This window comes from Edwardsiella sp. A.80236 (assembly GCF_044540725.1).
Taxonomy (GTDB): Bacteria; Pseudomonadota; Gammaproteobacteria; order Enterobacterales; family Enterobacteriaceae; genus Edwardsiella; species Edwardsiella tarda.
The window spans coordinates 205,832-230,841 of sequence record NZ_JBIUCY010000003.1 but is presented as its reverse complement, the minus strand read 5'-3'; the positions used below and the strand labels follow the sequence as shown (position 1 = coordinate 230,841).

The window sequence follows — 25,010 nt, the reverse complement described above, 5'->3', positions numbered from 1 at the left end:
TAGTGGCGCTCCCTTGAACGAATAGCCTAGTGTAACGTACATTGCCAGCCGGCCCAATCGCTGTGGCGATTCAGCGAGATTATTTGCTGTACGATTAGGCAATTACCGCGTCGATCTCCGGCTAATAGATGAGGTAGAAAAATGCTTTACAAACGGTAGTGATACGCATTATCATTTATAGGCTGCCTCACCCTCTCGCGACTCGGAGAGGGTGAGGGGCACGACATTGCTCACATTGCTTACAGTTTCATTTTAATGCCAGCGCGGGTGCTGGCTTTTTTTTTAGCGACTCTCCCCAGCTATTCCCCTTTCGTCATCGTCCATGATCGCGGGCTCCTCCCGCTCCGTTGTCGCGCTGATAGCATGTTTTTTCATGATGGCGCGTAGCTGATGGTAGGTGATGCCGAGTAGATCGGCGGCGCGTCGTTGCTGGAAGCATGCCTGCTGCAACGCCGCCTGGGTCAAGGCTTGCTCCTGCTGATTTTGCCAAGCGCGCAGATCGAGGGGCAACGGAGGTAGCCTGTTCGCCATCGCGGGCGGATCGAGAGGGGGGCGATGAGGGAAGGGGTTTAACACGATCTGGTGTAACGGTGCACCAGCGTCGCCGTGGCGAAAGACCGAGCGCTCCACCACATTTTTCAACTCACGGATGTTGCCCGGCCAGGCGTAGTCGAGCAAGGTGCGTTGCGCCTGCGCGCTAAAGCCGGCGAACAAGGGACGCCCCAGTTCGCGGCACATCTGCATGGCGAAGTGCTCGGCCAGCGGCAGGATATCCGCCTGGCGTTGACGTAGCGGCGGTAGCGCGATGACCTCGAAGGCCAGACGGTCGAGCAGATCGGCCCGGAAACGCCCCGCGGCGGCCAACGCAGGCAGATCGGCATTGGTCGCGCAGACCAGGCGCACATCGACCTGCAGCGACTGGCTGCCACCGACGCGTTCTAGTTGGCCATATTCGATGACGCGTAACAACTTCTCTTGGATCAGCATCGGCGCCGTGGCCAGTTCGTCGAGAAACAGGGTACCGCCGTCAGCCCGCTCGAAGCGCCCTAGATGGCGGCGTTGCGCCCCGGTAAAGGCCCCGGCCTCATGGCCGAATAACTCCGAATCCAGCAGGCTCTCGTTGAGCGCGGCGCAGTTGAGGGAGATAAATGGCCCTTGCCAACGCGGAGAGAGGTAATGCAGGCGTTGGGCGATCAACTCCTTGCCGGTACCGCGCTCGCCCAGGATTAACAGCGGCTTGTTCAATTGGGCGAGACGAGAGGTCTGCTCCAGCACCTCAAGAAAGGCATTATCCCCGCCCAATAGGGTGTCGTGTAGCGCCATGATCCACCTAACATTGGTTATTTTCACTATCTATTAGTTAAACTCATCATCTCTTCTGGTGCAACGCTGAGTAAAGTGATTGTTTTATCTTTTTGATTTTCAATATTATTTATTTGTTTTTCACAGTTGGCACGCCATTTGAATAGATTAGGCTACGACGGCACCCGCCGTGTGCGCGAGACGCGTCATACTGACAGAGGACAACATCATGGGTATTTTTTCTCGTTTTGCCGATATCGTAAACGCCAACATCAATACGCTGTTGGATAAAGCGGAAGATCCGCAGAAGCTAGTACGGCTGATGATCCAAGAGATGGAGGATACGCTGGTAGAGGTGCGTTCTACCTCCGCCCGGGCGCTCGCGGAGAAGAAGCAGCTGCTACGCCGCATCGAGCAAGCGACGCAACAGTGCCAAGAGTGGCAGGAGAAGGCCGAGCTGGCCCTGCGCAAGGAGAAAGACGATCTGGCGCGCGCGGCCTTGATCGAGAAGCAACGGGTCGCCGATCTGCTGGTCAGCCTGCAGCATGAGGTGGAGAGCGTGGATGAGACGCTGGAGCGAATGAAGCGTGAAATCAGCGAGCTAGAGAGTAAACTAACGGAGACGCGCGCACGCCAGCAGGCGTTAACGTTACGCCAACAGGCGGCGGCCTCCTCGCGCGAGGTGCGTCGCCAGCTGGATAGCGGCAAGCTGGATGAGGCGATGGCGCGCTTCGAACAGTTTGAACGCCGCATCGACCACATGGAGGCCGATGCGGAGAGCGTCGCGCTGGGTAAAAAGAAGAGCCTGGAGCAGGAGTTTGCCGAGCTGAAGGCCGACGACGAGATCAGTCGCCAGTTAGCCGAGATGAAGGCACGCCTGCAACGCGGCGAATAAGTGCGCCAGCCAACGTGCGCGTTCACTAATCCACCCAAGGAGCGTATATGGGCTATCTGTTTCTGGCCATTCCTCTGACGCTGTTTGTGCTGTTTGTCCTGCCGATCTGGCTGTGGCTGCACTACGGCAATCGTCAGCGTAGCGATAGCGTCCTGCAGGCGCAGGAACAACAGCGTCTGGCACAATTGAGTGATGAGGCGCAACGGATGCGTCAGCGCATCAGCGCCCTGGAGGCGATCCTGGATGCCGAGCATCCCAACTGGAGGGACGCCTGATGAGTCCATCGTTGCCTGAGCATCGTCTGTACCGTCTGCCGCAACGCGGCATGATCAAGGGGGTATGCGCCGGGATCGCCGACTACTTCTCCGTGCCGGTGACGCTGGTGCGTGCGATGGCGGTGTTATCGGTATTTTGCGGTCTGTTTATCTTCACCCTACTGGCCTATGGGATCCTGGCGGTGACCTTGCCGGTGGCCGAGGGGGAGCGGCCGCCCGCGGCTCCACGGGCGCGTGATCAATTGGCGCGCACCGCGGGGGAGCTGGAGCAATGCGAGCAACGCTTGCGTCGTCTGGAGCGTTACGTGACATCGCCGGCCTTTAGTTTGAATCGTCGCTTTCGCCAGCTATAAGGCGGCGAAAGCGCGGGAGTAAAATGGATGAAGCCGATCAACTGTCCCGCCCAGACCTTCTGGCGTCGCCGTGTTAGCGGCGCATTGCGTCTGGGAGGCCTGTTGCTGTTGTGTGCCGCCCCGGCGGGGCTGGCCGCCGGACTGGCACGTTATATTGCCTGGCGACCTCTGCGTCTGATCCTATTGTGGTTGTTGGAGCCGGGGGTGCGCCGTGGTGTACGCTATGCGACAGCGCGTTATTTTCAGCCCGCCGCTGCGGTGAATCCGCCCGTAAGTCGTGGCAAGGAGAAGCATGAAAAGGCTACAACATGATCTAAACGCGTTGGTTAATCGCGGCCTGGATCGCCACCTTTGCTTAGCGGTGACCGGGCTGAGTCGCAGCGGTAAGACGGCGTTCATCACCTCGTTGGTGAACCAGTTGCTACATGTGCATAGCGGTGCTCGCCTGCCGCTATTTTCCGCCCAGCGCGAGGAGCGTATCTTGGGCGTGAAGCGAGTTCCTCAGCGTGAGTTGGGGGTGGCCCGCTTTACCTATGATGAGGGGATGGCGCAGCTTTACGGCGATCCGCCCGACTGGCCGACGCCGACGCGTGGGGTCAGCGAGATCCGTCTGGCACTGCGTTACCGTAGTCGCGACTCGCTGCTGCGCCACTTCAAGGAGACCTCGACGCTCTATCTGGAGATCGTGGATTATCCAGGGGAGTGGTTGCTCGACCTGCCGATGCTCGATCAGGACTATCTGCATTGGTCGCGCCAAATGAACGGCCTATTGCAGGGGGATCGTCGTACGCTGGCCGAGCCGTTCCTGCGCCTGTGCGCTGCCTGTGATCCCCATGCGCCCGCCGACGAACGCCAATTGGCGGCCATCGCCCAGGCCTATACCGATTACCTGGTGCAGTGTAAGCAACAGGGGCTGCACTTTATTCAGCCGGGACGCTTCGTGCTGCCGGGCGATATGGCGGGGGCGCCTGCGCTGCAATTCTTTCCTTGGCCAGCGCTGGATGAGGCCAATGAGTCGCGTCTGGCACGCGCCGATCGTCACAGTAACCTCGGCATGCTGCGTCAGCGCTACGATTACTATTGCCGCGAGGTGGTCAAGGGATTCTACCGCCAGCACTTTGCGCGCTTCGATCGTCAGATCGTGCTGGTGGATTGCCTGCAACCGCTGAATAGTGGGCCGCAGGCGTTCAACGATATGCGCCTGGCGCTGAACCAGCTGATGCAGAGTTTCCATTACGGTAAGCGTACCCTCTATCGCCGTCTGTTCTCACCCTGTATCGATCGGTTGATGTTCGCCGCCAGCAAGGCCGACCACATCACCGCCGATCAGCACGCCAATCTGGTGTCGCTGTTGCAACAGTTGGTGCAGGATGCCTGGCAGAACGCCGCCTTTGAGGGCATTGCGATGGATTGTGCCGGTATCGCGGCGATCCAGGCGACCCAGAGCGGAATGGTACAGCATCAGGGGCAGAGCATCCCGGCGCTACGCGGCGAGCGTCTGAGTGATGGCGCGCCATTGACGGTCTATCCGGGCGAGGTGCCAGCACGCTTACCACAGGCGGCATTCTGGCAGCAGCAGGGCTTCTGTTTCGAACAGTTCCGTCCGCAACGAATGAGCATCGATACGCCGTTGCCGCATATCCGTATGGACAGTGTGATGGAATTCTTATTGGGAGATAAATTACGGTGAGCGATCCGATTAAAGGGCGCATCGATTTCGATGTCGATCTTAGCGCGGAGCCGGGCCCGACGGTGCGCCCCGGCGTCGCCTTCGACGGCCAACAGGCAGAGGCGTTTACCCCGGCCGCGATGGCAGAAGTGGAGAGCGAGCAGGAGGATGGCCGTCTGGAGGGGATGGTCAGTGTGGCATTGCGCCCGCGCCGTAGTCTGTGGCGGCGCATCGCCGGCGGAGGGCTGGCCTTGTTCGGCCTCAGCGTGTTGGCTCAGGGTGGCCAGTGGCTCTATCAGGCCTGGTTCAACCAGGACTGGATCGCCTTGGGGGGTTGCGTGGCGGGCGGTTTGATCGTGTTGGCGGGTGTCGGCGCGACACTGAGCGAGTGGCGTCATCTCTATCGCTTACGCCAGCGCGCCGAGGAGCGTGAACTGGCCAGCGATCTGCTACACAGCCACGCCGTCGGTCAGGGGCGGGCATTCTGCGAACGTCTGTTGCGTCAGGCGGGGCTGGACGCGAGCCATCCGGCAGTACAGCGTTGGCGGGCTGCGCTGCACGAGACCCACAGCGATCGCGAGGTGGTGTCGCTGTACGCCACCTTGGTGCAGCCGGTGCTCGACAGCCAGGCGCGTCGAGAGATCAGCCGTTATGCCGCCGAATCGACCCTGATGATCGCCGTTAGCCCACTGGCGCTGGTGGACATGGCCTTCATCGCCTGGCGTAACCTTCGCCTGATTAACCGCATCGCCGCGTTGTACGGTATCGAGCTGGGCTACTATAGCCGCCTGCGTCTGTTCCGCCTGGTATTGCTGAATATCGCCTTTGCCGGCGCGTCCGAGCTGGTACGTGAGGTGGGGATGGACTGGGTCTCGCAAGATCTGGCGGCGCGCCTCTCGGCGCGGGCGGCGCAGGGGATCGGCGCCGGGCTCTTGACGGCTCGTCTGGGAATCAAGGCGATGGAGTTATGCCGGCCATTGCCGTGGCTCGACGACGATCGCCCGCGTTTAGGCGATTTTCGCCGCGAGTTGTTGGCGCAGCTACGTCGCACCCTGCCGAATAGCCAGGAGAAGGGCAAGGCGTAGCGTGACGCTTATCGCCACGGCGCCCCAACGCCATGGGTTGGGATGCCGTGGCGGATCTTGGTTACACTGTCACTTCTAACGGTAGGGAGGCATCGGCTCCCCATTCGCTCCAGGCGCCGTCATACAGCGCCGTCTCCTCGACGCCCAACGTGGCCAGCGCCAACAGTAGTACCGCCGCCGTTACGCCAGAGCCACAGCTGGCGATGATCGGCCGCGTCAGATCGACGCCCGCCTGGTGAAATAACGCCCGCAGCGCCTCAGGGGGCTGCAGCGCGCCGTCGCGCACCAGGGTCTCCCACGGCAGGTTATGGCTAGTGGGAATATGGCCGCTGCGTAATCCGGGGCGAGGCTCCGGCACGTGGCCGTGAAAGCGGGCGGCGGCGCGCGCATCGACGATCTGGCTCTGGCCGCTACGCACTGCCTGCAAGACTTGGGCGGCGCTGCGTAGGCGGCGTTTATCCAGTTGGGCGGGGAACACCCCGGCCACCGTGGGCGCCATCTCGCCGTGGCTCACGGGTAGACCCAGACGCTGCCAGGCGGCCAGTCCTCCGGCGAGCACGGAGACGCGCGTGGCGCCGAAGACGCGTAGCATCCACCAGGCGCGCGGGGCGCTGAAGAGGCTACCGTCGTCGTAGATCACCAGATGATGGTCACGCCAAATCCCCAGTGCCTGCATGGCGGCGGAAAAGTCGGCGGCATCGGGCAGCATATGTGGTAGCGCGCTCTGCGCATCGGAGAGCGCCTCGATATCGAAACGGCGAGCATGAGGTAGGTGTTGCGCGCGGAACTGGGCGGCGAGATCCCCCTCTTGTCCTGGCGGCAGTAGGCGGGCATCGAGCAGCTGTAGATCGGCGTCCGCCAGGTGGGCGGCCAGCCATTCGGGAGTGACAAACAGAGAAGAGGACATAACGGCTCCTGAAGAGGGAGAGAGGGATAATGGTATACCGCAAAGTCGCTCTGCGGGGTAGTCGTGCGAGAATAGATAGATGCAGGACATATGCCATGCTTACACTATGTTCCGCTAAAATGTATGATAAATATGTGCTAAGATACTGTACGCGTTGGCTTACGCTCATAGTGGCCCGCCGTGGCAAACGGCGCCGTTATTGATGAGGCGGTCGGCGTATGCCAAGCGGATGATCTTGCCAGTGAAAAGCGATCAGATGGCTGGCGTATAACAGAAATATCTGTAAACTTTATGTGACAGATTGTTACTTCAGCCGCTGTGCTGGTGGTTTGGGCAAGCAATGGCTGTTTTTTCGCGTATACACGCAGCATAAGCAGAGTAGGGTCAAAACTAATGCGTCTGGAAGTTTTTTGTGAAGATCGTATCGGTCTAACGCGTGAACTGCTGGATCTTCTCGCCGCGCGTAGCATCGACTTGCGTGGTATTGAGATCGATACCATCGGGCGGATCTATCTCAACTTTACCGAGCTGGATTTCGAGATCTTTCGTCAGCTGATGGCGGAGATCCGTCGCATCAACGGGGTGACCGATGTACGCACCGTGCCCTTCATGCCCTCCGAGCGCGAGCATCGCGCCATGTGGGCGCTGCTGGAGTCCTTGCCGGAGCCGGTCTTTTCCATCGATATGAAGGGTAAGGTCGAACTGGCCAATAAGGCGGCGTTGTCGCTGTTTGCCACCAGTGAGGAGAAGATTTGCCATCAGACGGCGGCGACGCTGATCGGCGGCTATAACTTCTTACGCTGGCTAGAGGATGATGACGTCGCACCGCACAGCGAAAAAGTGGTGATCCGTGGCCAGGATTATCTGATGGATATCATGCCGATCTACCTGGATGACAGCAAACAGACGCATCGCACCCCAGTCGGCGCGGTGGTGGTGTTGAAGTCGGCGGTACGCATGGGGCGTCAGTTGCAGAACCTGGCGGTCAACGACAACAGCGAGTTCGACCATATCATCGGCGTCAGTCCGAAGATGCGTCTGCTGTTGGAGCAGGCGCGTAAGCTGGCGATGTTGGATGCGCCGTTGCTGCTGGTCGGTGAGACCGGCACCGGTAAAGATGTCTTAGCCCGCGCCTGTCATCTGCGAAGCCCGCGTGGCAAGAAGCCTTTCCTGGCGTTGAACTGCGCCGCGTTGCCCGATGAGGTGGCGGAGAGCGAACTGTTCGGCCATGCCGCAGGTGCCTATCCGAATGCGCTGGAAGGCAAGAAGGGATTCTTCGAACAGGCTAACGGCGGCACCGTGCTGCTGGATGAGATCGGCGAGATGTCGTCACGCATGCAGACCAAGCTGTTGCGCTTCCTTAACGACGGTACCTTCCGTCGCGTCGGTGAAGAGCATGAGGTGCGGGTCGATGTGCGGGTGATCTGCGCCACCCAGAAGAACTTGATCGATCTGGTGCAACGAGGCCAGTTCCGCGAAGATCTCTATTATCGCTTGAATGTGCTGACGCTGAACCTGCCGCCGCTACGCGAGCGGGTGCAGGACATCATGCCGCTGACCGAGCTGTTCGTGTCACGCTTTGCCGATGAGCAGGGGATGCCGCGTCCGAAGCTGGCTCCTGAGTTAAGCGCCTTCCTCAGCCAATATGGCTGGCCGGGTAACGTGCGCCAGTTGAAGAATGCCATCTACCGTGCCCTGACACAGTTGCAGGGGTATGAGCTGCGCCCGCAGGACATCGTGCTGCCGGAGTTTGAGGCGGAGATGGCGTTGGGGGATGAGGTGTTGGATGGTTCGTTGGATGAGATCTGTAAGCGTTTCGAGCGCTCCGTCTTGACGCGCCTGTATCGCAACTATCCGAGTACCCGTAAGCTGGCCAAGCGACTGGGCGTCTCACATACCGCGATCGCGAATAAGCTGCGTGAATATGGGCTGAGTAGCCGCCGTCACGCCGAGAGTGAGACCCGCGCCGAGAGCGAGTCTCGTTAACACCCTGCTGACGATAAAAGGGCGGCAGACGCCGCCCTCTCTTCGCATGCCGTGCGTTTAGCGCAATACGGCTAATGCCGCCTCATAATCCGGCTCGTCGGCGATTTCGCTGACCAGCTGGCTATGGATCACTCGGTTATCCCCATCCAACACCACGACCGCACGCGCTGTCAGCCCTGTCAGGGGGCCTTCGGCGATCGCTACCCCATACGCCTGCTTGAATTCCGCGCCGCGTAGGGTGGAGAGGGTGATCACGTTGTTCAGCCCTTCGGCGCCACAGAAGCGGGCCTGTGCGAAAGGCAGGTCGGCGGAAATACACAGCACTACACTGTTGTCGGCCTCGGAAGCCAGCTGATTAAAACGACGGACTGAGGTGGCGCAGACCCCGGTATCGATGCTGGGGAAGATGTTCAGGATCTTACGCTGCTGGCCGAAGCTGGCTAAGGTAATATCCTGTAACTCTTTGTTGACCAGGGAAAACGCGTGAGCCTGCTCGCCAGGCTGCGGGAAATGACCATCGAGCGTGATCGGTGTGCCACGGAATAAAACAGTTTGAGCCATGCTCTCTCCCCTTTTGTTTGTATTTTGTTAAAAACAAGTTTCAGTGTACGTCAATTAGCGCCTTAGGGGTAGCGCCTCAGGCGGAATTCTCTGTCCGCGTGAGGCGTGCGCCTGACGCCGTGTGAATAAAGAGTGGTGACGGACATCTCATTCAGGCAGAGTATAGATTGCCATGCAGGGGCGCGATGCCGCCGGTCATCGCGTGCCATAGTGACAATACGCACAAGGATAGGGAATGAGAGACTCGCTGCGACTGGCCGCCTTAGCGGTATGGGGAATGCTCGTTTGGAGCGGAGTGGGGCAGGCATCGCCGTTGCCGCCGGGTACCACCTTGGCACCGACGCAGCACGTGGTACGCCATCTGAAAGATGAGCCGGTCTCGCTCGATCCGGTGGCGGCCGTCGGGTTGACGGAGGCGCAGGTGTTGCGCGATCTGTTTGAAGGGCTGGTCAACCAAGGGGCGGATGGACGTGTGCAACCCGGCGTCGCCTATGCCTGGCACAGCAAGGATAATCAGCGTTATGTGTTCCAGCTCCGTGATACGGCACGCTGGTCGAACGGCGAGGCGCTCACCGCCTACGACTTCGTCTATGCTTGGCGGCGCCTGGTCGATCCGCAAACGCATTCACCGTTCGCCTGGTTCGCCGAAATGGCGGGGATCGCCAACGCGGCGGAGATTATTAGCGGCCAGTTACCACCCGATCGGTTAGGCGTTGCGGCGCCGGATGCCCGTACGCTGGTGGTACAACTGAATCGCCCGCTGGCCTACTTCCCTCAATTATGTACCCATTTCAGCCTGTTCCCCCAGCCTCAGTCGATCATCGCTCGCCTCGGTCAGGCATGGACGCAACCGGGTCATCTGGTAGGGAATGGCGCGTTTCAATTGACGCAGCGGGTGGTCAATGAACGCATCGTCCTGAGCGCCAACCCCTACTATTGGGATCGCGCCAATACCCATCTGACACAGGTGACCTTCATCCCGATCAATCAGGAGAGTGCGGCGACCCATCGTTACCTGGCGGGCGATATCGATATCACCGAATCCTTTCCCAAGAACCGCTATGCACAGTTAAAGGCGCGTCTACCCGGTCAAGTATTTACCCCCGATCAATTGGGCACGTACTACTACGCCTTTAATACCCGGCGCCCCCCCTTAAACGATGTCCGGGTACGGCGAGCACTCTCTTACGCCATCGATCGTGAGATCATCGCCGGTAAAGTGGTCGGCAGCGGCGAGAAACCGGCCTATCGTCTGACGCCGGACGCTACCGCTGACTTCCCGCCGACGCCGTTGGCGTGGCAACAGATGAGCCAGGCGGAGCGCCATCGCCAAGCCCGAGCCTGGCTACGCGAGGCGGGTTACGGCCCCGGGAAGCCGTTGAAGCTGACCCTGTTGTACAACACGGCGGAGAACCATCAGAAGATCGCCATCGCCGTCGCCTCAATGTGGAAGAAAACGCTGGGGGTACAGGTGAAGCTGACCAATCAGGAGTGGAAGAGCTACGTTGACAGTCGCAACAGTGGGCAATTCGATGTGGTGCGTGCCTCCTGGATGGCCGACTATAACGAGGCATCGAGTTTCCTCACCTTACTCAGCCATCGTCATAGCGGCAACTTGAGTGGCTTTAATCGTCCTGAATATGATGCGTTGTTGCAACAAGCCGCCGGCGAGCGCGACGCACAGCGACGTCGTGAGGTCTATCTCCAGGCGGAGCGGATGATTGCCGAGGCGGCGCCGATCGCACCGATTTACCAATATACTAACGCCCGCCTGATTAAGCCGTGGGTGAAAGGCTACCCGATCACCAATCCTGAGGATGTGGCTTACAGCCGCCAGTTGTACATCCTCGCACATTGAGCCGGAGTGCGTCCCCATAGGTCGCAGGGGGCGCGATCCATCATTTTCTCTGTAGGCTTAGCGTTTATTTCTTGCGAACGCGCCGGATGACCATCTGAATAATTGAACGATTGTCGCGCTAATTATAATAATTCATTTAAAAAAGTATATTTATTGTCTTTTCTATTATTTTTTCCCACGTATCGGCTATGCCCCCCTGGGGAAAACTACATATTAATTTCTTCGATTGTGTCACATATAGATAAAAAAATGTTATTACGCCGGGATAATAGGCGATTAGCGGGCAAGTGAGTAAAAGGGCCACTTTTGCCACCTCGCGCATAACCGGGTATCCGCCGGAGGATCAGGGCTAATTCACCCAGGTTCTTGGTCTATTCTCGCCACGCGCCCGGCAATGGATCGACGAGTCATCTTTTGCCAATCATTTGAAAACAAATGTAAATTTAAGGTTTACCAAGAGAAAACAAGGCAGAATATATTGCCATTAGGTAAACAAGTATTAATACTTATGTCACACGGCGTGGCGCCGGTTACCGTCACGGCGCCGTTGACTTATTGAATTGTTCAGGAACCCAGCATGAAGAGACGCGCATTAACCGCAATCAGCCTGATGTTGTCGCTATGGATGGCGGCGGGGAGCACCGCACAAGCGGCCGATTACCCCCTGCCTCCAGCGGAGAGTCGGCTGATCGGCGAGAACTTTACCTATACCGTTCCCCACGATGGCAAACCACTGGAGTCGACCGCCGCGCGTTTTCAGATCGGATTGCTGGGGATGATGGAGGCCAATCCCGGCGTCGATCCTTTCCTGCCTAAGGCGGGCAGCGAGTTGATCATTCCGGCGCAGATGCTGCTGCCGGATGCGCCGCGTGAAGGCATCGTCATCAACTTGGCTGAACTACGTCTGTTCTACTACCCACCGGGAGGGGAGCGGGTTGAAGTCTATCCGATCGGTATCGGTCAGTTGGGGCGCAACACACCGGAGATGGTGACGCGGGTGTCGCAGCATATCAAGGATCCGACCTGGACACCGACCGCCAACATTCGCCGTCACTATCGCGAACAGGGCATTACCCTGCCAGCGGTAATGCCGGCCGGGCCGGATAACCCGATGGGGCGCTACGCGCTGCGTCTGGCGGCTCAAGGCGGGGTCTATCTGATCCACGGTACCAATGCCGACTTCGGCATCGGTATGCGCGTCAGCTCTGGCTGTATTCGCTTACGCCCTGACGATATCGAAGCGTTATTCCGCAGCGTGCCGGGTAATACCCGGGTGCAGATTGTCAATCAGCCGGTGAAGGTGGCGGTCGAGCCGGATGGCAAGCGTTACGTCGAGGTACATCAACCGTTATCACGCACCGAACGTGATGACCCGCAAACGATGCCGATCGCGCTGAGTCGTACTCAGGCGAGCTTCGCCGCCAGCCCATTAACGGATCGCGCCGCTTTCGATCAGGCGATGCAGCGTCGTTCAGGTATGCCGGTACTGGTCAGCCATGCGGCGACGCCGGTATCAACGGCGGCCGCGCCGGCTCAGTCAACGGCCCCGATCAGTGCGGCACAGCAAGAAGTGGTGACTGAGGCGCGTTAAGCGGGCCTGAAGGCGTCGATGAGACATTAGGGGAGGGGAACCTCGGCTATGTTGTTCTCCCCCGTAGCGTGGCGCTGAGCGCGTTACGGATGGGGGGCGAGAGGCAATAAAAAAGGCGCACCGAAGTGCGCCTTTTTCGCTCAGTTCAAGAAATCTTATTTCTTGTAAGCGTGAGCCATGTTGTCCAGACGCTGGTTAGCGCGAGCTGCGTCGTCTTTAGCAGCCTGAACGTCAGCGCGCATTGCGTTCACGTCAGAAGACAGCTGGTCAACTTTGGTGTTCAGGGTCTGAACGTCAGAAGACAGCTGATCGATTTTCGCGTTAGAAGAGCAGCCAGCCAGCAGAGTAGAACCCAGGATAACAGCGCCCAGTACCAGTTTAGTACGATTCATTATAAAACCCTCTAGATTGAGTTAATCTCCATGTAGCGTTACAAGTATTACACAAACCATTTTCTAAAGAGAATAAATTTTTCATGTCAGAGCGGTTTATTTTGATCGTTCGCTCAAAGAACCACCTTGTTTTGCCGGAAGGTTAAAAAAGGGAGACAAAACAGGTTGCTTCTATTGGATTCTTCTTATTTTCCTATTCAGTTAATTCTATTAATAATATCAATTCAAGAGATAAAAATGTTGTACCAGGATAAAAAAAGCGCCGCAGAGCGGCGCTTGAAATTAATTATTTTTGTGCTATTAGAGCACGTGGACAGAAGCGGTGTTGGTGGTGCCGCTCGGTACTAGGGCACCGGAGACCATGACCACGACGTCGCCTTTCTGAGCCAGGCCGCTTTCCAGCGCAGCCTCTTTACCGATACGGTAGAAATCGTCGGTAGAGGCGATCTCTTTCACCATCATCGGGATGACGCCTTTGCTCAGGATCAGCTGGCGCGCGGTTACCGGGTTGGTGGTCAACGCCAGGATCATCGCGTCTGGGAAGTACTTACGTACGGCCTTGGCGGATTTACCACCAGCCGTCGCGACGACGATCAGCGGGGCATCCAGCTTCTCGGCGGTTTCGACCGCGCCGCGGCAGACGGCTTCGGTGATGCGCAGCTTGCGTGAGTCGTGCAGGGTATCGATGCGGCTCTGCATGACGCGGTCGGTACGCTCACAGATGGTAGCCATGATGCCGACGGCTTCCAGCGGGTATTTACCCTTGGCGCTCTCACCAGACAGCATGACCGCGTCGGTACCGTCCAGGATGGCGTTGGCGACGTCACCGGCTTCCGCACGGGTCGGACGCGGGTTCTTGATCATAGAGTCGAGCATCTGGGTGGCGGTGATGACCACTTTACGTGCGCGGTTGCACTTCTCGATCATCATCTTCTGCGCGAAGATAACCTCTTCTACCGGGATCTCGACGCCCAGGTCACCACGGGCAACCATGATGCCGTCAGAGGCTTCCAGGATTTCGTCGAAGTTATTCAGACCTTCCTGGTTTTCGATCTTGGAGATGATCTGGATCTGCTCGCCACCGTGGGCTTTCAGATGTTCACGGATCTCCAGTACGTCGGCGCGCTTACGGATGAAGGAGGCCGCGACGAAGTCGACGCCTTGTTCGCAACCGAACACCAGGTCACGCTTGTCTTTCTCGGCCAGCGCCGGCAGCTGGATGGAGACGCCCGGCAGGTTGACACCTTTGTTCTCGCCCAGGTCGCCGTTGTTCAGGACCTTACAGACGACGGTGCTTTCGCTGACATCGATCACTTCCATCCCGATCAGGCCATCGTCGACCAGTACGGTGTTACCGATGCGCAGGTCGGCGGCGAAGCCTGGGTAGGTGACGGCGACGCGTTCGTTGTTACCGATGACGCTCTGGTCGGTGGTGAAGGTGAAGGTCTGGCCGGCGGTCAGGGAGACGTCGTTGCCGCCTTCCAGTTTCATGGTACGGATTTCCGGGCCCTTGGTGTCCAGCAGGATAGCGGCTTTCTGACCCGTCTTCTCCATGACAGCGCGCAGGTTTTTGATGCGCTGGCCGTGTTCTTCATAGTCACCGTGGGAGAAGTTCAGACGCATAACGTTCATGCCTGCGTTCAGCAGCTTACCCAGCATCTCTTCGGATTCGGTCTTCGGACCGATGGTGCATACGATCTTGGTCTTTTTCATGACATTCATTTCTGCAAGTTGTGATGGATTGGAAAACGCTTATGCTCACAGCCAGTGGCCGGGAGGACAGGGGGTAAAACAGATGGTGCGAAAATAGGACTACTAAGAAGAATAGGTGACAGCCGGGAAGCCGGGGTAAAAAATGCATGCCCGAGGAGGGATGATAAGCGCGGAGGCCGCGTTGTAGTGTAATAGGCGCTGCGACGAATCAAGGGCTGAAACCATTCAACAAGATTAACGCCGTCCATTATACGTATATAACCGCAAGAAAGACAACGAATTCGGACAGTGAGTGCGCAATAGCGAAAAATAGCCGGCCGGATTCGCTTTTTGTTGCGCAACAAAGCGTGTTTGGCCGAATTATCCGTCGAATCAGGGTGGCGTGAATGCATGCTTAGCCACGCTCAGGGCGGCGGGCTACCCCCTAACAGGCCAAAATAGTGTGTAGGGCGGCAATGAGGCGCGCATTATCGTGGCGCAGGCGCACGCAGACGCGATAGTAGCGGGCATCAAGCCCCGGATAGTTGGCGCAGCTACGGATCAGCAGGCCGTGCGCCAATAACGCCTGCTGCAGATCGAGCGCCGGACGTTCGCAGCGTAGCAACAGGTAGTTGGCGCGCCCGGGCCACACCGTCAGATCGGGGAGTGCCTGGATGGCCGTCTGCAGCCAGGGGCGCTCTTGTGCCAACCAGGCCAGCGTGCGTCGGCGGTAGTCATCATCGCTGAGCACCTGTTCGCCCGCCAAGGCGGCGAAGGCGTTGATGCTCCAGGGGTGCCGTAAGACACGTAGCCGCGCCGTCAGCTGCGGGTCGGCGCTCAAGAGGTAACCGAGGCGCAACCCGGCGATGGCGTAGAATTTGGTTAGCGAGCGTAGCACGCAGAGGGTGGGGAAGCGCGCTAACAGCGGGATCGCGCCGGGCTCGTCGGCGATAAAGTCCCAGAAGGCCTCGTCGATGATCAGGCGTACGCCGAGTTGTTGGCAGCGCTCGGCCACTGCCAACAGCAGATCGGGCGACACGGTTAACCCGGTGGGGTTGTTCGGGGTACAGAGAAAGACACAATCGAGATCGGCGCTAATGGCCGCCAGTAGACGCGCATCGACCGCAAATCCCGTCTCGGCTTGTAAGGTATAATCGCGCAGGGTGCAACCAAACCGCAGCAACGCCCGGCGATACTCGGCGAAACTTGGGGTGAGCAAGAGAGCCTGACGCGGCTGTAACGCCTCCACCAGATTAAAGATCAGTTCTGTCTCGCCGTTACCGGCCACAACCCAGTCCGGCGCCAACCGATGGTGGGCGGCTAAGGCGCGATGCAGCGCGCGATAGTCGATGTCTGGATAGGGTTGAGCCAGATCCAACTGGCCGTGCAGGGCCTGACGTAGTGTATCGGGCATGCCTAATGGATTGATATTGGCGCTAAAGTCGGTGAGGCTATCGGGGGAGACGCCGAGGCGCTCGGCGACAGCGACGACGTCACCGCCGTGTAGGCTGGATAACATAACGTGAGCTCCTGGTCGGCTGTGGTGGTATAGCGAAGATGGGCATCCCATGCATCTATGTTTGTCTCCCATAGGGGGAATGATAGCGCACAGCCTATTATTTTGATTATTTTGCTGTAATTTATCCGTTTCGCGCGCCACCCTGCAAGCGCTTCCCCGGTATGAGCGCGCCGTGGCTCATTCGGTGTACGCGCTGTCGCCGCCGTTTAGCCGTGGAGGCATGTCGTGTGGGCGGAGCCAGGCAGGGAAGGTGGCAACCCCTCGTCCCCATGACCCCCTGCGCTTTAGCAATGCGCATAGGCGGCGCGTGTAACGAGCTCTGGTCGCCGCGCAGGGGAGGGGCCGAGGGTCTCGCGCCAGCGTAGGCTTCCCAAACGCGCCTGGATGCTAGCGCGGTGAGTCAATGATAACAATGGAGGGGCTATGACCCTATCAATTATGGTGCAAGGCACCGCCTCCGATGCGGGCAAGAGCGTACTCTGCGCCGGGCTGTGTCGGGTATTTTCCCAGGATGGCTATCGTGTCGCCCCCTTCAAGTCACAGAATATGGCGCTGAATTCCGGTATTACCGCCGATGGTGGTGAGATGGGGCGGGCGCAGATGATGCAGGCCGAGGCGGCTGGCATCGCGCCGGATGTGCGCATGAATCCGATCCTACTCAAGCCGAGTAGTGACTGCCAGGCACAGGTAGTGCTGATGGGCCAGGTGTTGCAGGATATGGATGCCGTACATTACCACCAGTATAAGCCGCAACTGCTGGAGCAGGTCGCGGAGGTTTATCACCAGTTGGCGGCCCAGGTCGATATCATGGTGCTTGAGGGGGCGGGCAGCCCGGCGGAGATCAATCTGCGTGATCGCGACATCGTCAATATGGGCATGGCGGAGAAGGTCGATGCGCCGGTGTTGCTGGTGGCCGATATCGATCGCGGTGGGGTCTTCGCCGCTATCTATGGCACCCTGGCGTTGCTTGAGCCGCAGGAGCGTGCGCGGGTTAAGGGTGTCATCATCAATAAGTTTCGTGGCGATGTTAGCCTGTTGACGCCAGGCTTGCGCCAGATCGAGGCGCTGACCGGCGTTCCGGTGCTGGGGGTAGTGCCGTGGCTGGATCTCGATCTGGACGATGAGGATGGTGTCGCCTTGCAGCGTGGCAAGTATCGTGATGAGACGGCGCGCGCGTTGGACATCGCGGTGCTGCAGCTGCCTTATATGTCTAACTTCACCGACTTCTCCCCGCTCCATGCCCAACCGGATGTCACACTGCGTTACGTGACCCGTCCCGAAGCCATCGGGCGTCCGGATCTGCTGATCTTGCCGGGCAGCAAGAGTACGTTGGCCGACCTACGCTACCTACACGACAGCGGCTTGACGCATGCGCTGCTTTGCGCCCATCAGGATGGGGTGCCGATCTTGGGGATCTGTGGCGGTTACCAGATGTTGGGGAATCAGATCATCGATGGGGTGGAGTCGACGCAGGCGGCGATGCCGGGACTCGGCCTGCTGGATTGCGAGACCCGCTTCGCTCAGCAGAAGACTACGACGCAGGTACTGGCACACGTCGCCGCCGGGTTGCCCGGTCCGTGGGGTAACTGTGCCGGTCTCGCGCTGACGGGCTATGAGATCCATATGGGGACGACGCAGCGTGGGGCTGGCTGCGCGCCATTCTGCCAGCTATGGCAGCGCAACGGTGAGCCTTGCGCGCAGGAGGATGGGGCGATCAGTCATGATGGCTTGGTGATGGGCACCTACCTGCATGGCCTGTTCGATGAGCCGCGCCTGACACGTCATCTGCTCGATGCGTTGCGGTTAGCGAAGGGAATGGCCCCGGCCGAGGGGGCAGAGCTGGATTATCACGCCTGGCGCCAGCGCCAGTTTGACGCCTTGGCGGCGGCACTGCGTAGCCATCTGGATCTGCCGCAGATCTATCGTCTGATGCGCGAACATGCCGAGGAGGCCGCATGTTCACGCTGATCACCGGAGGGGCGCGCAGTGGCAAGAGTGCGTTGGCCGAACGCCTGGCCGGATCGCATGGCGCACGGGTGTTGTATATCGCCACCTCGTTGGCGACGGATGATGAGATGGCGGCGCGTATCGCGCATCATCGCGCGGCACGCCCGGCCAGTTGGCTTACATATGAAGGGTTTACGCAACTGGATCGGGTGATCGCCCGTGAGGCGCCACAGTGTGACGCCATCATGCTGGAGTGTGTGACCACGCTGATCACCAACCTCTTGTTTGCCGAGGCGGGAACCGCTGCCCCAGAGGCGATGGATTTCACCGCATTAGAAGCCTCGATCCAGCGCCAGCTCACGGCGTTGGCGGAGGCTTGCCGTCACAGCGCCTGCCCGGTCTATGTGGTGACCAATGAGGTGGGGATGGGGATCGTGCCAGAACATCTGCTGGCGCGTCGTTTTCGCGATATCGCCGGGCGGGTTAACCAGCGTTTGGCGGCCGACGCTCGGCAGGTGTACCTGGTGGTGAGCGGTATCGAAATGAAGATTAAAGGTTAACGAGGAAAACGCATGACGCAGTATGCCGAGACGCTGGCGCAGATCATCGCCACGATCCGTCCCTTAGATACGGAGGCCCAACGACGGGCTCGCCAGCACCAAGATAGCCTATTGAAGCCGCCCGGTAGCCTGGGACGCTTGGAGCAGCTCTCGATCCAACTGGCGGGCATCTTCGCCGAGCGACCGTTGGCGATCGGTAAGAAGCAGATCGTGGTGGTTGCCGCCGATCATGGGGTGTATCACGAAGGCGTGGCCATCACACCACAGGCGGTGACCGCCATTCAAGCGGGGAACATGGCGCAAGGGATCACCGGGGTTTGTGTGCTGGCGCAACAGGCTGGCGCGGCGGTGACATTAGTGGATGCGGGCATCGATGCCGATCCATTGCCTCATGCCGTCGACATGCGTATGGGGCGTGGTTGTGGCAATATCGCCCAGGGACCGGCGATGACACGGGCGCAGGCCGAGGAGCTATTGGTACGCTGCGCGCGTCTGGCGCAGAGTCTGGCCGCCGATGGGGTGAACCTATTGGGGATCGGGGAGTTGGGGATCGCCAACACCACCCCGGCGGCGGCGTTGGTCAGCGTGTTGACCGACAATGCCCCGCAAGCGGTAGTCGGCCTGGGCGCTAACCTGCCACCGGCGCGGCTCCAGCATAAGGTGGCCGTGGTAGAGCAGGCGATCCGGCGTAATGCGCCCGATGCTCAGGATGGCGTGGCGGTGTTGGCCGCCTTGGGGGGCTATGATCTGGTCGGCATGGCAGGAGTGATGATCGGCGCGGCGGCCGCGCGTATTCCGCTGATCCTCGATGGCTATCTCTCTTATGCCGCCGCCTTGGCTGCCTGCCGCATCGCACCAGGGGTACATCCCTACCTGATCCCCTCGCATTACTCGGCGGAGAAGGGCGCGACGTTGGCGTTGGCCGGCCTCGGTTTGACGCCCTATCTGCAGATGGAGATGCGCCTGGGGGAAGGGAGCGGGGCGGCGTTGATGATGCCGCTGGTCGAGGCCGCCTGCGCCATCTATCAGCGCATGGGGTTACTCAGCCAGAGCCAGATCGTGTTGCCGTCACATTGAGTGCATAACCGCCGGCGCCCTCCTCGCCAGAGGCACACCGGCGAACGCGTCAGCCTGTCAGATGCCGTCGGCGATAGCCGATGACAATGGGGGCGAGGATCGCCAAGGCGATCACGTTGGGGAGTACCATTAGCCCATTGAAGGCATCGGCCATATTCCAGACCAGCTCCACCTGAAACTGCGAGGCGGCGAACAACGCCAGGATCACCAAGACCTGAAATAGGCGTAATGCCAGCGATGAGCCAAACAGATAGCGCACGTTGGTTTCGGCGTAGTAGTACCAGCCGATGATGGTGGAGAACGCGAAAAACATCAGTGAAATGGAGACAAATGCGCCGCCGAAATGACCCAATGCCAGCTGGTAGGCATACTGGGTCACGGCGATACCGGTGCCATTTTTCCCCATCAACGCGAGCAGTTCCGCCAGGGGTAACCCCTGCTGGGCTAATAGCTTCATTCCTGCGGTGATGATAACCAGGGCGGTAAGGGTGATGATCAGGCAGTCGATAAAGACGCCCATCATGGCGATCAACGCCTGATCCTCCGCTTGCTTAACCTTGGCCACCGCGTGGGCATGCGGCGTCGAACCCATCCCGGCCTCGTTGGAAAATAACCCTCGGGCGATGCCAAAGCGAGCCGCCTGTTGGATCGAGATGCCGATGGCGCCCCCCATCGCCGCCTGGGGGTTGAAGGCGGCGACGAAGATCAGCTTAAAGGCGGCCAGAATGAAGGCGTAGTTGAGCAGGAGTACCAGGAGCGCGCCACAGAGGTAGAGCAATACCATGAGCGGAACCATCTTTTCGGTGAAGGCCGCAATGCGGTGCAGACCGCCGACCACCACCAGGCCTGCCGCCCCGGCGACGAGCAATCCGACGAGCCAGGGCGCCGCGCCGAAGGAGAGGGAAAAGGCATTGGCGATGGAGTTGGCTTGCACCATGTTGCCGACCACGCCTAGCGCCAGGATGAGCAGAATGGCAAAGAGGATCGCCAACCATTTTTGCTGTAGGCCCAGTTCGATGTAGTAGGCTGGACCGCCTACGGCTTGCCCATGGCGGTCGGTCGAGCGGTATTTCTGCGCGAGGATCGCCTCACCATAGATGGTCGCCATGCCGAGGAATGAGGAGATCCACATCCAGAGTACCGCGCCAGGCCCACCGGCGATGAGTGCCGTGGCCAGACCGGCCAGATTCCCGGTGCCCACCTGGCCGGCGACGGCGGTGGCAACGGCCTGGAACGAACTCATTCCCTCTTTTCCCGCCCGCTCGCCCGAGAGCGTAGCCCCCCGCAGCAGCATGGTAAGTCCCGCCCTGAAACGTACGACTTGAATGAAACGTAGGCGGATGGTGTAATAAATACCGATGCCACAGAGTAGGACGATTAATAAATAGTCCCAGAGGATGCGGTTGAGTGTGTTAATGATAATCTCCAGCGTATGCATATCAGGCTCCCTGAACGTGCTAGTGATATATTCTTTGAGATAATGTTATTTGATATGACAGCTGCTCTTATGAATAACTAGCCAACGATATGGATGAATAGATAAACAGGATCGCGTGGGAATTCGTTCACCCTAATTCACCCTCGCCGGGGGCGATGTGATCGCTTTCATATTCTCAAGGATTGTCGAGATGTCAGTGGTGCGGATACGCGTAAAGCGGCGCTTGTCCAGCGAGATAAATATAAACTTATTTAATCTTGGTATGCGATTCACGCCGTCACGTGATACGCGGGTGCCGGCGTGCTCATCTCCGCAGGCCTTGGGGCGTGATGCCGGCTTAGAGTGATAAATTCACCACCGCCTGTCATTATTATCAATATCTGTACGGATCGGTATCGCCACCTGGCGCTGTTTGACGATGATGGCCATTGTCATCCCCCTTATTTATCGCATGCATCGTTAGCCACATTTTTTATGATGCGTGTTCTCCTGTTATCTCTTTCGCGTCGAACGCCTCCTATAACGAGTACGCTGATGGCAACGCCGGATGATATGACTGACGCGCGGGCAGGTTATTTTATGCGTTAATCGAGAGATCTATTTTATTCCTTGATGACGGACGGTCGAATAAGGGGATAATGTGGACGCGGAGTGTGCCGGATGCGAGGGCCATTTTAACGTTGTTAGCGTCGACGATGTCATCGGATATCCCGTGCTAAACGTGAGTAGGCCAGCGACAGGTTGGCGGCCACAGGAGGACTCTGCAGAGATCCTCACCCTCACGAGGTCGTACCATGGCGGCCTCTCCCCGACGCCAAGGGCCCGCATAGCCCCGTTAAGAGTATGCTCCTCGCGGGTGACGAAAAAGGAGGGCGCGGTGGGTTGTCTTATCCCGTCGTGAGGATAGGCTGTCTTCGCACCAGAAGGAAATAGGCGGGGCGGCGTGAGTCGGTGAATAGTTTTGTGAATATGCCATAAATATGTTTGGCGAATGGGCGGCGTGATCACCCCGAGCCTTTATCCGTAGGGCGAAGCGAATAGGTGATCGTGGATTTTGGGTATATGCCATAAATAATGGGAGTCAATGCGATGCCTATTATTAGCGTATGGGCGAGAGATAATGTGAATATGCCAAAAATAAATCTTGGCTGTTCTCTAGTTAGGATGGATAAGGATCGCTTGTCAGTTGGTGTGATAACGCGTTTTTAGTCCGCTTATTGGTTTTTTATTTCGCATTAGGTTTGGATGTTCGCTGGGTTGCCATTGGGCACGCTGGGTGATCAGGGGGATGAGGCTTGCTGGTATCACGTGATCATGCACCGGTCTGCCGCTCAGGTGAATACCGGGTTTTTTATGCGGGGAGTGAAATGAGCAAATAAAATAGAGTAATGCTTTCTTTATTATTTCTCTAATGAATCGCCCGCTCTTGTTAGCCGTTTTTGATTATCTCAATGGCTGCAACACAAATCAATACACCATAATTACATTTAATGAACATCTCGGCGATCATTCTTGGCTTGTTATTTGTTGTTGTGTCTTTATTTGTTGGTAGCTTCAAAAAATAGCCTGCTAATCTCTCTATAATCAATATATATAATAAAAAGGAGATTATATGAGCATCAGTCGTCGTGCTTTTTTAAAAACTATTGGTGTAGGCTGTAGCGGATATGCCTTAACGAGTTTTCCTCCCGGTGCCTTGGCATTAAATCCTGCCGATGGCTTGACGGGTAAGACCACGTTAACCCCCAGTCTCTGTGAGATGTGTTCATTCCGGTGTCCAATCCAGGCGCAAGTGATCGATCAACGTACGGTCTTCATCCAGGGGAATCCTGCGGCAGCGCATCAGGGCAGTCGTATCTGTGCCCGTGGGGGGAGTGGGGTGAGCCTAGTTAATGATCCGCAACGTATCGTCAAGCCGATGAAGCGTAGCGGTCCGCGTGGCAGTGGGCATTGGCAGGTGATCAGTTGGCAACAGGCCTACACCGAGATCGCCGCGAAGATGAACGCCATTAAGGCGCAGCATGGCGCGCAGAGTCTGGCGTTTTCATCGAAGTCTGGCTCACTATCGGGACATCTGTTCCATCTGGCCGCCGCCTTCGGTTCGCCGAATACCTTTACGCACGCCTCAACCTGCCCGGCGGGCAAGTCCATCGCCGCGAAGGTGATGATGGGAGGCGATCTGATGATGGATATCGCTCATACCCGTTATATGGTGGCCTTTGGCCATAACCTTTATGAGGGGATCGAAGTCGCCGATACGCATGAGATGATGACGGCGCAGGAGCAGGGGGCGAAGGTGGTCAGCTTTGATCCCCGCATGTCGGTGTTCTCCAGCAAGGCCGACGAGTGGCACGCCATTCGTCCCGGCGGCGATCTGCCGGTACTCCTGGCGATGTGCCACGTGATGATCGCCGAACGTCTTTACGATGTGGCCTTCGTCGAGCGTTATACCGAGGGATTCGATCAATTGGCGCAGGCAGTGAGCGAGACCACGCCGGCGTGGGCACAACAACATGCCGATGTGCCGGCCGAGGTCATCGTGCGGGTTACCCGGGAACTGGCGGCGTGTGCGCCGCACGCCATCGTCAACCCTGGGCACCGTGCCACCTATTCCCAGCAGGAAATCGACATGCGCCGGATGATCTTCGCCCTGAATGCCCTGCTGGGCAACATCGAACGTCGGGGGGGGCTATTCCAGAAGAAGGGGGCGGCGGCCTATAACAAATTTGCCGGTGAGACGGTGGTGGCGCCGTTGGCCAAGCCGGGCGTCAAGGGGATGCCGGCGATCTCGGCGGCGCGTATCGATGCGACGGCCGCGCAGTTTAGCTATATCGCCGCCAGCGGTGGCGTGGTGCAGAGCATCATCGACGCGACCTTGAGGCAGACGCCTTACCCGATCAAGGGGTGGATCATGTCGCGCCATAACCCGTTCCAGACGGTGACCTGCCGTGCCGAATTGGAGCAGACGGCGCAGCAGTTGGATCTGATCGTCAGCTGCGACGTCTATTTGAGCGAGAGCGCCGCCTATGCCGACTACTTGCTACCGGAATGCACCTACTTGGAGCGGGATGAGGAGATCAGTGATGTCTCTGGCGCCAACCCGGCCTATGCCTTGCGTCAGCAGGTGGTAGCACCGATCGGGGAGGCGCGCCCCAGTTGGCAGATTTGGAAGGAGTTGGCGGCGGAGCTGGGTCTGGCTCAATACTATCCTTGGGAGGATATGCAGACTCGGCAACTGTTCCAATTGGGGGGCGATCAGGCGTTGTATCGCGATTTACGTAGTCGGGGCTATCTCAGTTGGGGAGTGCCGTTACTGCTGCGTGAACCGGAGTCGGTACGTCAGTTTGTGGCGCGTTACCCCAAGGCCGCGGCGCAGGTTGAAAGCGATGGTACGCTGAGCGGCGCCGTGCGCTTCAAGTCGCCCAGCGGGCGCATCGAACTCTATTCGGCGGCATTAGAGGAGAAGTTACCCGGCTATGGCGTGCCCCGCTTCCGCGATATGCCCTTAAAGCGCCCCGAACAGCTCTACTTCATCCAAGGCAAAGTGGCGGTACATACCAATGGCGCCACGCAGTATGTGCCACAGCTGAGCGCGCTGATGTGGGATAACGCGGTATGGATCCATCCGCAGACCGCGCAGGCGCGTGGCATTCGCAATGGCGATATGGTCTGGCTGGAGAACGAGACAGGCAAGGAGCGGGGACGTGCGTTAGTGACTCCCGCCATTCGTCCCGACACGCTGTTCGTCTATATGGGGTTTGGCGCCAAGGCTGGCGCGCGGACGGCGGCGACGAGTCATGGTATTCACTGTGGCAACTTGCTGCCGCATGTGATCAGCCCGGTGTCGGGCACCGTGGTCCATACCTCTGGCGTAAACCTGAGCCGAGCCTGAAAGGAGTTGAT

At 58.6% G+C, this 25,010-nt stretch carries 20 protein-coding genes; 13 read left to right on the top strand and 7 right to left on the bottom strand.

Annotation, left to right across the window (positions count from 1 at the left end):
* Positions 1–282: 282 nt before the first annotated feature.
* A complete protein-coding gene (gene pspF, locus ACEQFP_RS04915; RefSeq protein WP_035598580.1) occupies positions 283–1,323 on the bottom strand; it encodes a phage shock protein operon transcriptional activator in 1,041 nt (346 codons plus the stop codon).
* A 208-nt stretch (positions 1,324–1,531) separates the two neighbouring features.
* Here pspF and pspA point away from each other — a divergent pair, with 208 nt between their 5' ends.
* Genes pspA through ACEQFP_RS04885 form a run of 6 tightly spaced genes read left to right on the top strand, consistent with a single transcriptional unit; the run spans position 1,532 to position 5,579 of the window.
* The gene (gene pspA, locus ACEQFP_RS04910) at positions 1,532–2,197 is read left to right on the top strand and encodes a phage shock protein PspA (protein WP_370546777.1); all 666 of its coding nucleotides are present in this window, start codon (positions 1,532–1,534) and stop codon (positions 2,195–2,197) included.
* Positions 2,198–2,244: 47 nt separating this feature from the next.
* Positions 2,245–2,472 (top strand): envelope stress response membrane protein PspB, encoded by a 228-nt coding sequence (gene pspB, locus ACEQFP_RS04905; RefSeq protein WP_005293469.1) that lies wholly within the window; start codon positions 2,245–2,247, stop codon positions 2,470–2,472.
* Complete coding sequence (gene pspC / locus ACEQFP_RS04900; protein WP_005293472.1) at positions 2,472–2,825, top strand: envelope stress response membrane protein PspC; 354 nt, start codon at positions 2,472–2,474, stop codon at positions 2,823–2,825. Before pspB ends, pspC begins: the two co-directional genes overlap by 1 nt.
* Positions 2,826–2,852: 27 nt before the next feature.
* Positions 2,853–3,137 (top strand): beta-glucosidase, encoded by a 285-nt coding sequence (locus tag ACEQFP_RS04895; RefSeq protein ID WP_370554397.1) that lies wholly within the window; start codon positions 2,853–2,855, stop codon positions 3,135–3,137.
* The gene (locus ACEQFP_RS04890; RefSeq protein WP_035598577.1) at positions 3,118–4,515 is read left to right on the top strand and encodes a YcjX family protein; all 1,398 of its coding nucleotides are present in this window, start codon (positions 3,118–3,120) and stop codon (positions 4,513–4,515) included. Before ACEQFP_RS04895 ends, ACEQFP_RS04890 begins: the two co-directional genes overlap by 20 nt.
* Positions 4,512–5,579 (top strand): TIGR01620 family protein, encoded by a 1,068-nt coding sequence (locus ACEQFP_RS04885; protein ID WP_047059960.1) that lies wholly within the window; start codon positions 4,512–4,514, stop codon positions 5,577–5,579. Before ACEQFP_RS04890 ends, ACEQFP_RS04885 begins: the two co-directional genes overlap by 4 nt.
* Before the next feature lie 61 nt (positions 5,580–5,640).
* Here the strand turns inward: ACEQFP_RS04885 and sseA are convergent, their stop codons facing one another.
* Positions 5,641–6,486 (bottom strand): 3-mercaptopyruvate sulfurtransferase, encoded by an 846-nt coding sequence (sseA, locus tag ACEQFP_RS04880; RefSeq protein WP_035606788.1) that lies wholly within the window; start codon positions 6,484–6,486, stop codon positions 5,641–5,643.
* A 393-nt stretch (positions 6,487–6,879) separates the two neighbouring features.
* On the opposite strand from sseA, the gene tyrR reads away from it, so the two are divergent.
* Positions 6,880–8,472 carry a transcriptional regulator TyrR gene (gene tyrR / locus ACEQFP_RS04875; protein ID WP_005285535.1) on the top strand — a complete coding sequence of 531 codons (1,593 nt, stop codon included), beginning with the start codon at positions 6,880–6,882 and terminating at the stop codon, positions 8,470–8,472.
* A 57-nt stretch (positions 8,473–8,529) separates the two neighbouring features.
* Here the strand turns inward: tyrR and tpx are convergent, their stop codons facing one another.
* Positions 8,530–9,033: a thiol peroxidase gene (tpx, locus tag ACEQFP_RS04870; protein ID WP_005285536.1), complete on the bottom strand. Its 504-nt coding sequence runs from the start codon at positions 9,031–9,033 to the stop codon at positions 8,530–8,532.
* A gap of 235 nt (positions 9,034–9,268) precedes the next feature.
* Between tpx and ACEQFP_RS04865 the strand changes: the two genes are divergently transcribed.
* Both ACEQFP_RS04865 and ACEQFP_RS04860 read left to right on the top strand, forming a co-directional pair.
* A complete protein-coding gene (locus tag ACEQFP_RS04865) occupies positions 9,269–10,891 on the top strand; it encodes an ABC transporter substrate-binding protein (RefSeq protein WP_098143245.1) in 1,623 nt (540 codons plus the stop codon).
* A gap of 577 nt (positions 10,892–11,468) precedes the next feature.
* Positions 11,469–12,482 carry a L,D-transpeptidase family protein gene (locus ACEQFP_RS04860; protein ID WP_005285545.1) on the top strand — a complete coding sequence of 338 codons (1,014 nt, stop codon included), beginning with the start codon at positions 11,469–11,471 and terminating at the stop codon, positions 12,480–12,482.
* A 155-nt stretch (positions 12,483–12,637) separates the two neighbouring features.
* Here ACEQFP_RS04860 and ACEQFP_RS04855 read toward each other — a convergent pair whose 3' ends face one another.
* The 3 genes from ACEQFP_RS04855 to cobD form a co-directional block, all read right to left on the bottom strand.
* Positions 12,638–12,874 carry a major outer membrane lipoprotein gene (locus tag ACEQFP_RS04855; RefSeq protein WP_005285548.1) on the bottom strand — a complete coding sequence of 79 codons (237 nt, stop codon included), beginning with the start codon at positions 12,872–12,874 and terminating at the stop codon, positions 12,638–12,640.
* Between the two features lie 300 nt (positions 12,875–13,174).
* Entirely contained in the window at positions 13,175–14,587 is a 1,413-nt protein-coding gene (gene pykF, locus ACEQFP_RS04850) for a pyruvate kinase PykF (RefSeq protein ID WP_005293485.1), read from the bottom strand.
* Positions 14,588–15,011: 424 nt separating this feature from the next.
* Positions 15,012–16,085 (bottom strand): threonine-phosphate decarboxylase CobD, encoded by a 1,074-nt coding sequence (cobD, locus tag ACEQFP_RS04845; RefSeq protein WP_370546774.1) that lies wholly within the window; start codon positions 16,083–16,085, stop codon positions 15,012–15,014.
* A 423-nt stretch (positions 16,086–16,508) separates the two neighbouring features.
* Here cobD and ACEQFP_RS04840 point away from each other — a divergent pair, with 423 nt between their 5' ends.
* From ACEQFP_RS04840 to cobT, 3 genes are read left to right on the top strand one after another with little or no spacing between them, the layout of a single operon-like run.
* Positions 16,509–18,053: a cobyric acid synthase gene (locus ACEQFP_RS04840; RefSeq protein ID WP_370546773.1), complete on the top strand. Its 1,545-nt coding sequence runs from the start codon at positions 16,509–16,511 to the stop codon at positions 18,051–18,053.
* Positions 18,041–18,592 (top strand): bifunctional adenosylcobinamide kinase/adenosylcobinamide-phosphate guanylyltransferase, encoded by a 552-nt coding sequence (cobU, locus tag ACEQFP_RS04835; RefSeq protein ID WP_370546772.1) that lies wholly within the window; start codon positions 18,041–18,043, stop codon positions 18,590–18,592. Before ACEQFP_RS04840 ends, cobU begins: the two co-directional genes overlap by 13 nt.
* Before the next feature lie 12 nt (positions 18,593–18,604).
* Complete coding sequence (cobT, locus tag ACEQFP_RS04830; RefSeq protein ID WP_047059950.1) at positions 18,605–19,669, top strand: nicotinate-nucleotide--dimethylbenzimidazole phosphoribosyltransferase; 1,065 nt, start codon at positions 18,605–18,607, stop codon at positions 19,667–19,669.
* 49 nt (positions 19,670–19,718) lie between these two features.
* Here cobT and ACEQFP_RS04825 read toward each other — a convergent pair whose 3' ends face one another.
* The gene (locus ACEQFP_RS04825) at positions 19,719–21,107 is read right to left on the bottom strand and encodes a sodium:alanine symporter family protein (RefSeq protein ID WP_109579096.1); all 1,389 of its coding nucleotides are present in this window, start codon (positions 21,105–21,107) and stop codon (positions 19,719–19,721) included.
* Positions 21,108–22,719: 1,612 nt separating this feature from the next.
* Between ACEQFP_RS04825 and phsA the strand changes: the two genes are divergently transcribed.
* Positions 22,720–24,999: a thiosulfate reductase PhsA gene (phsA, locus tag ACEQFP_RS04820; protein ID WP_396463948.1), complete on the top strand. Its 2,280-nt coding sequence runs from the start codon at positions 22,720–22,722 to the stop codon at positions 24,997–24,999.
* Positions 25,000–25,010 lie beyond the last annotated feature (11 nt).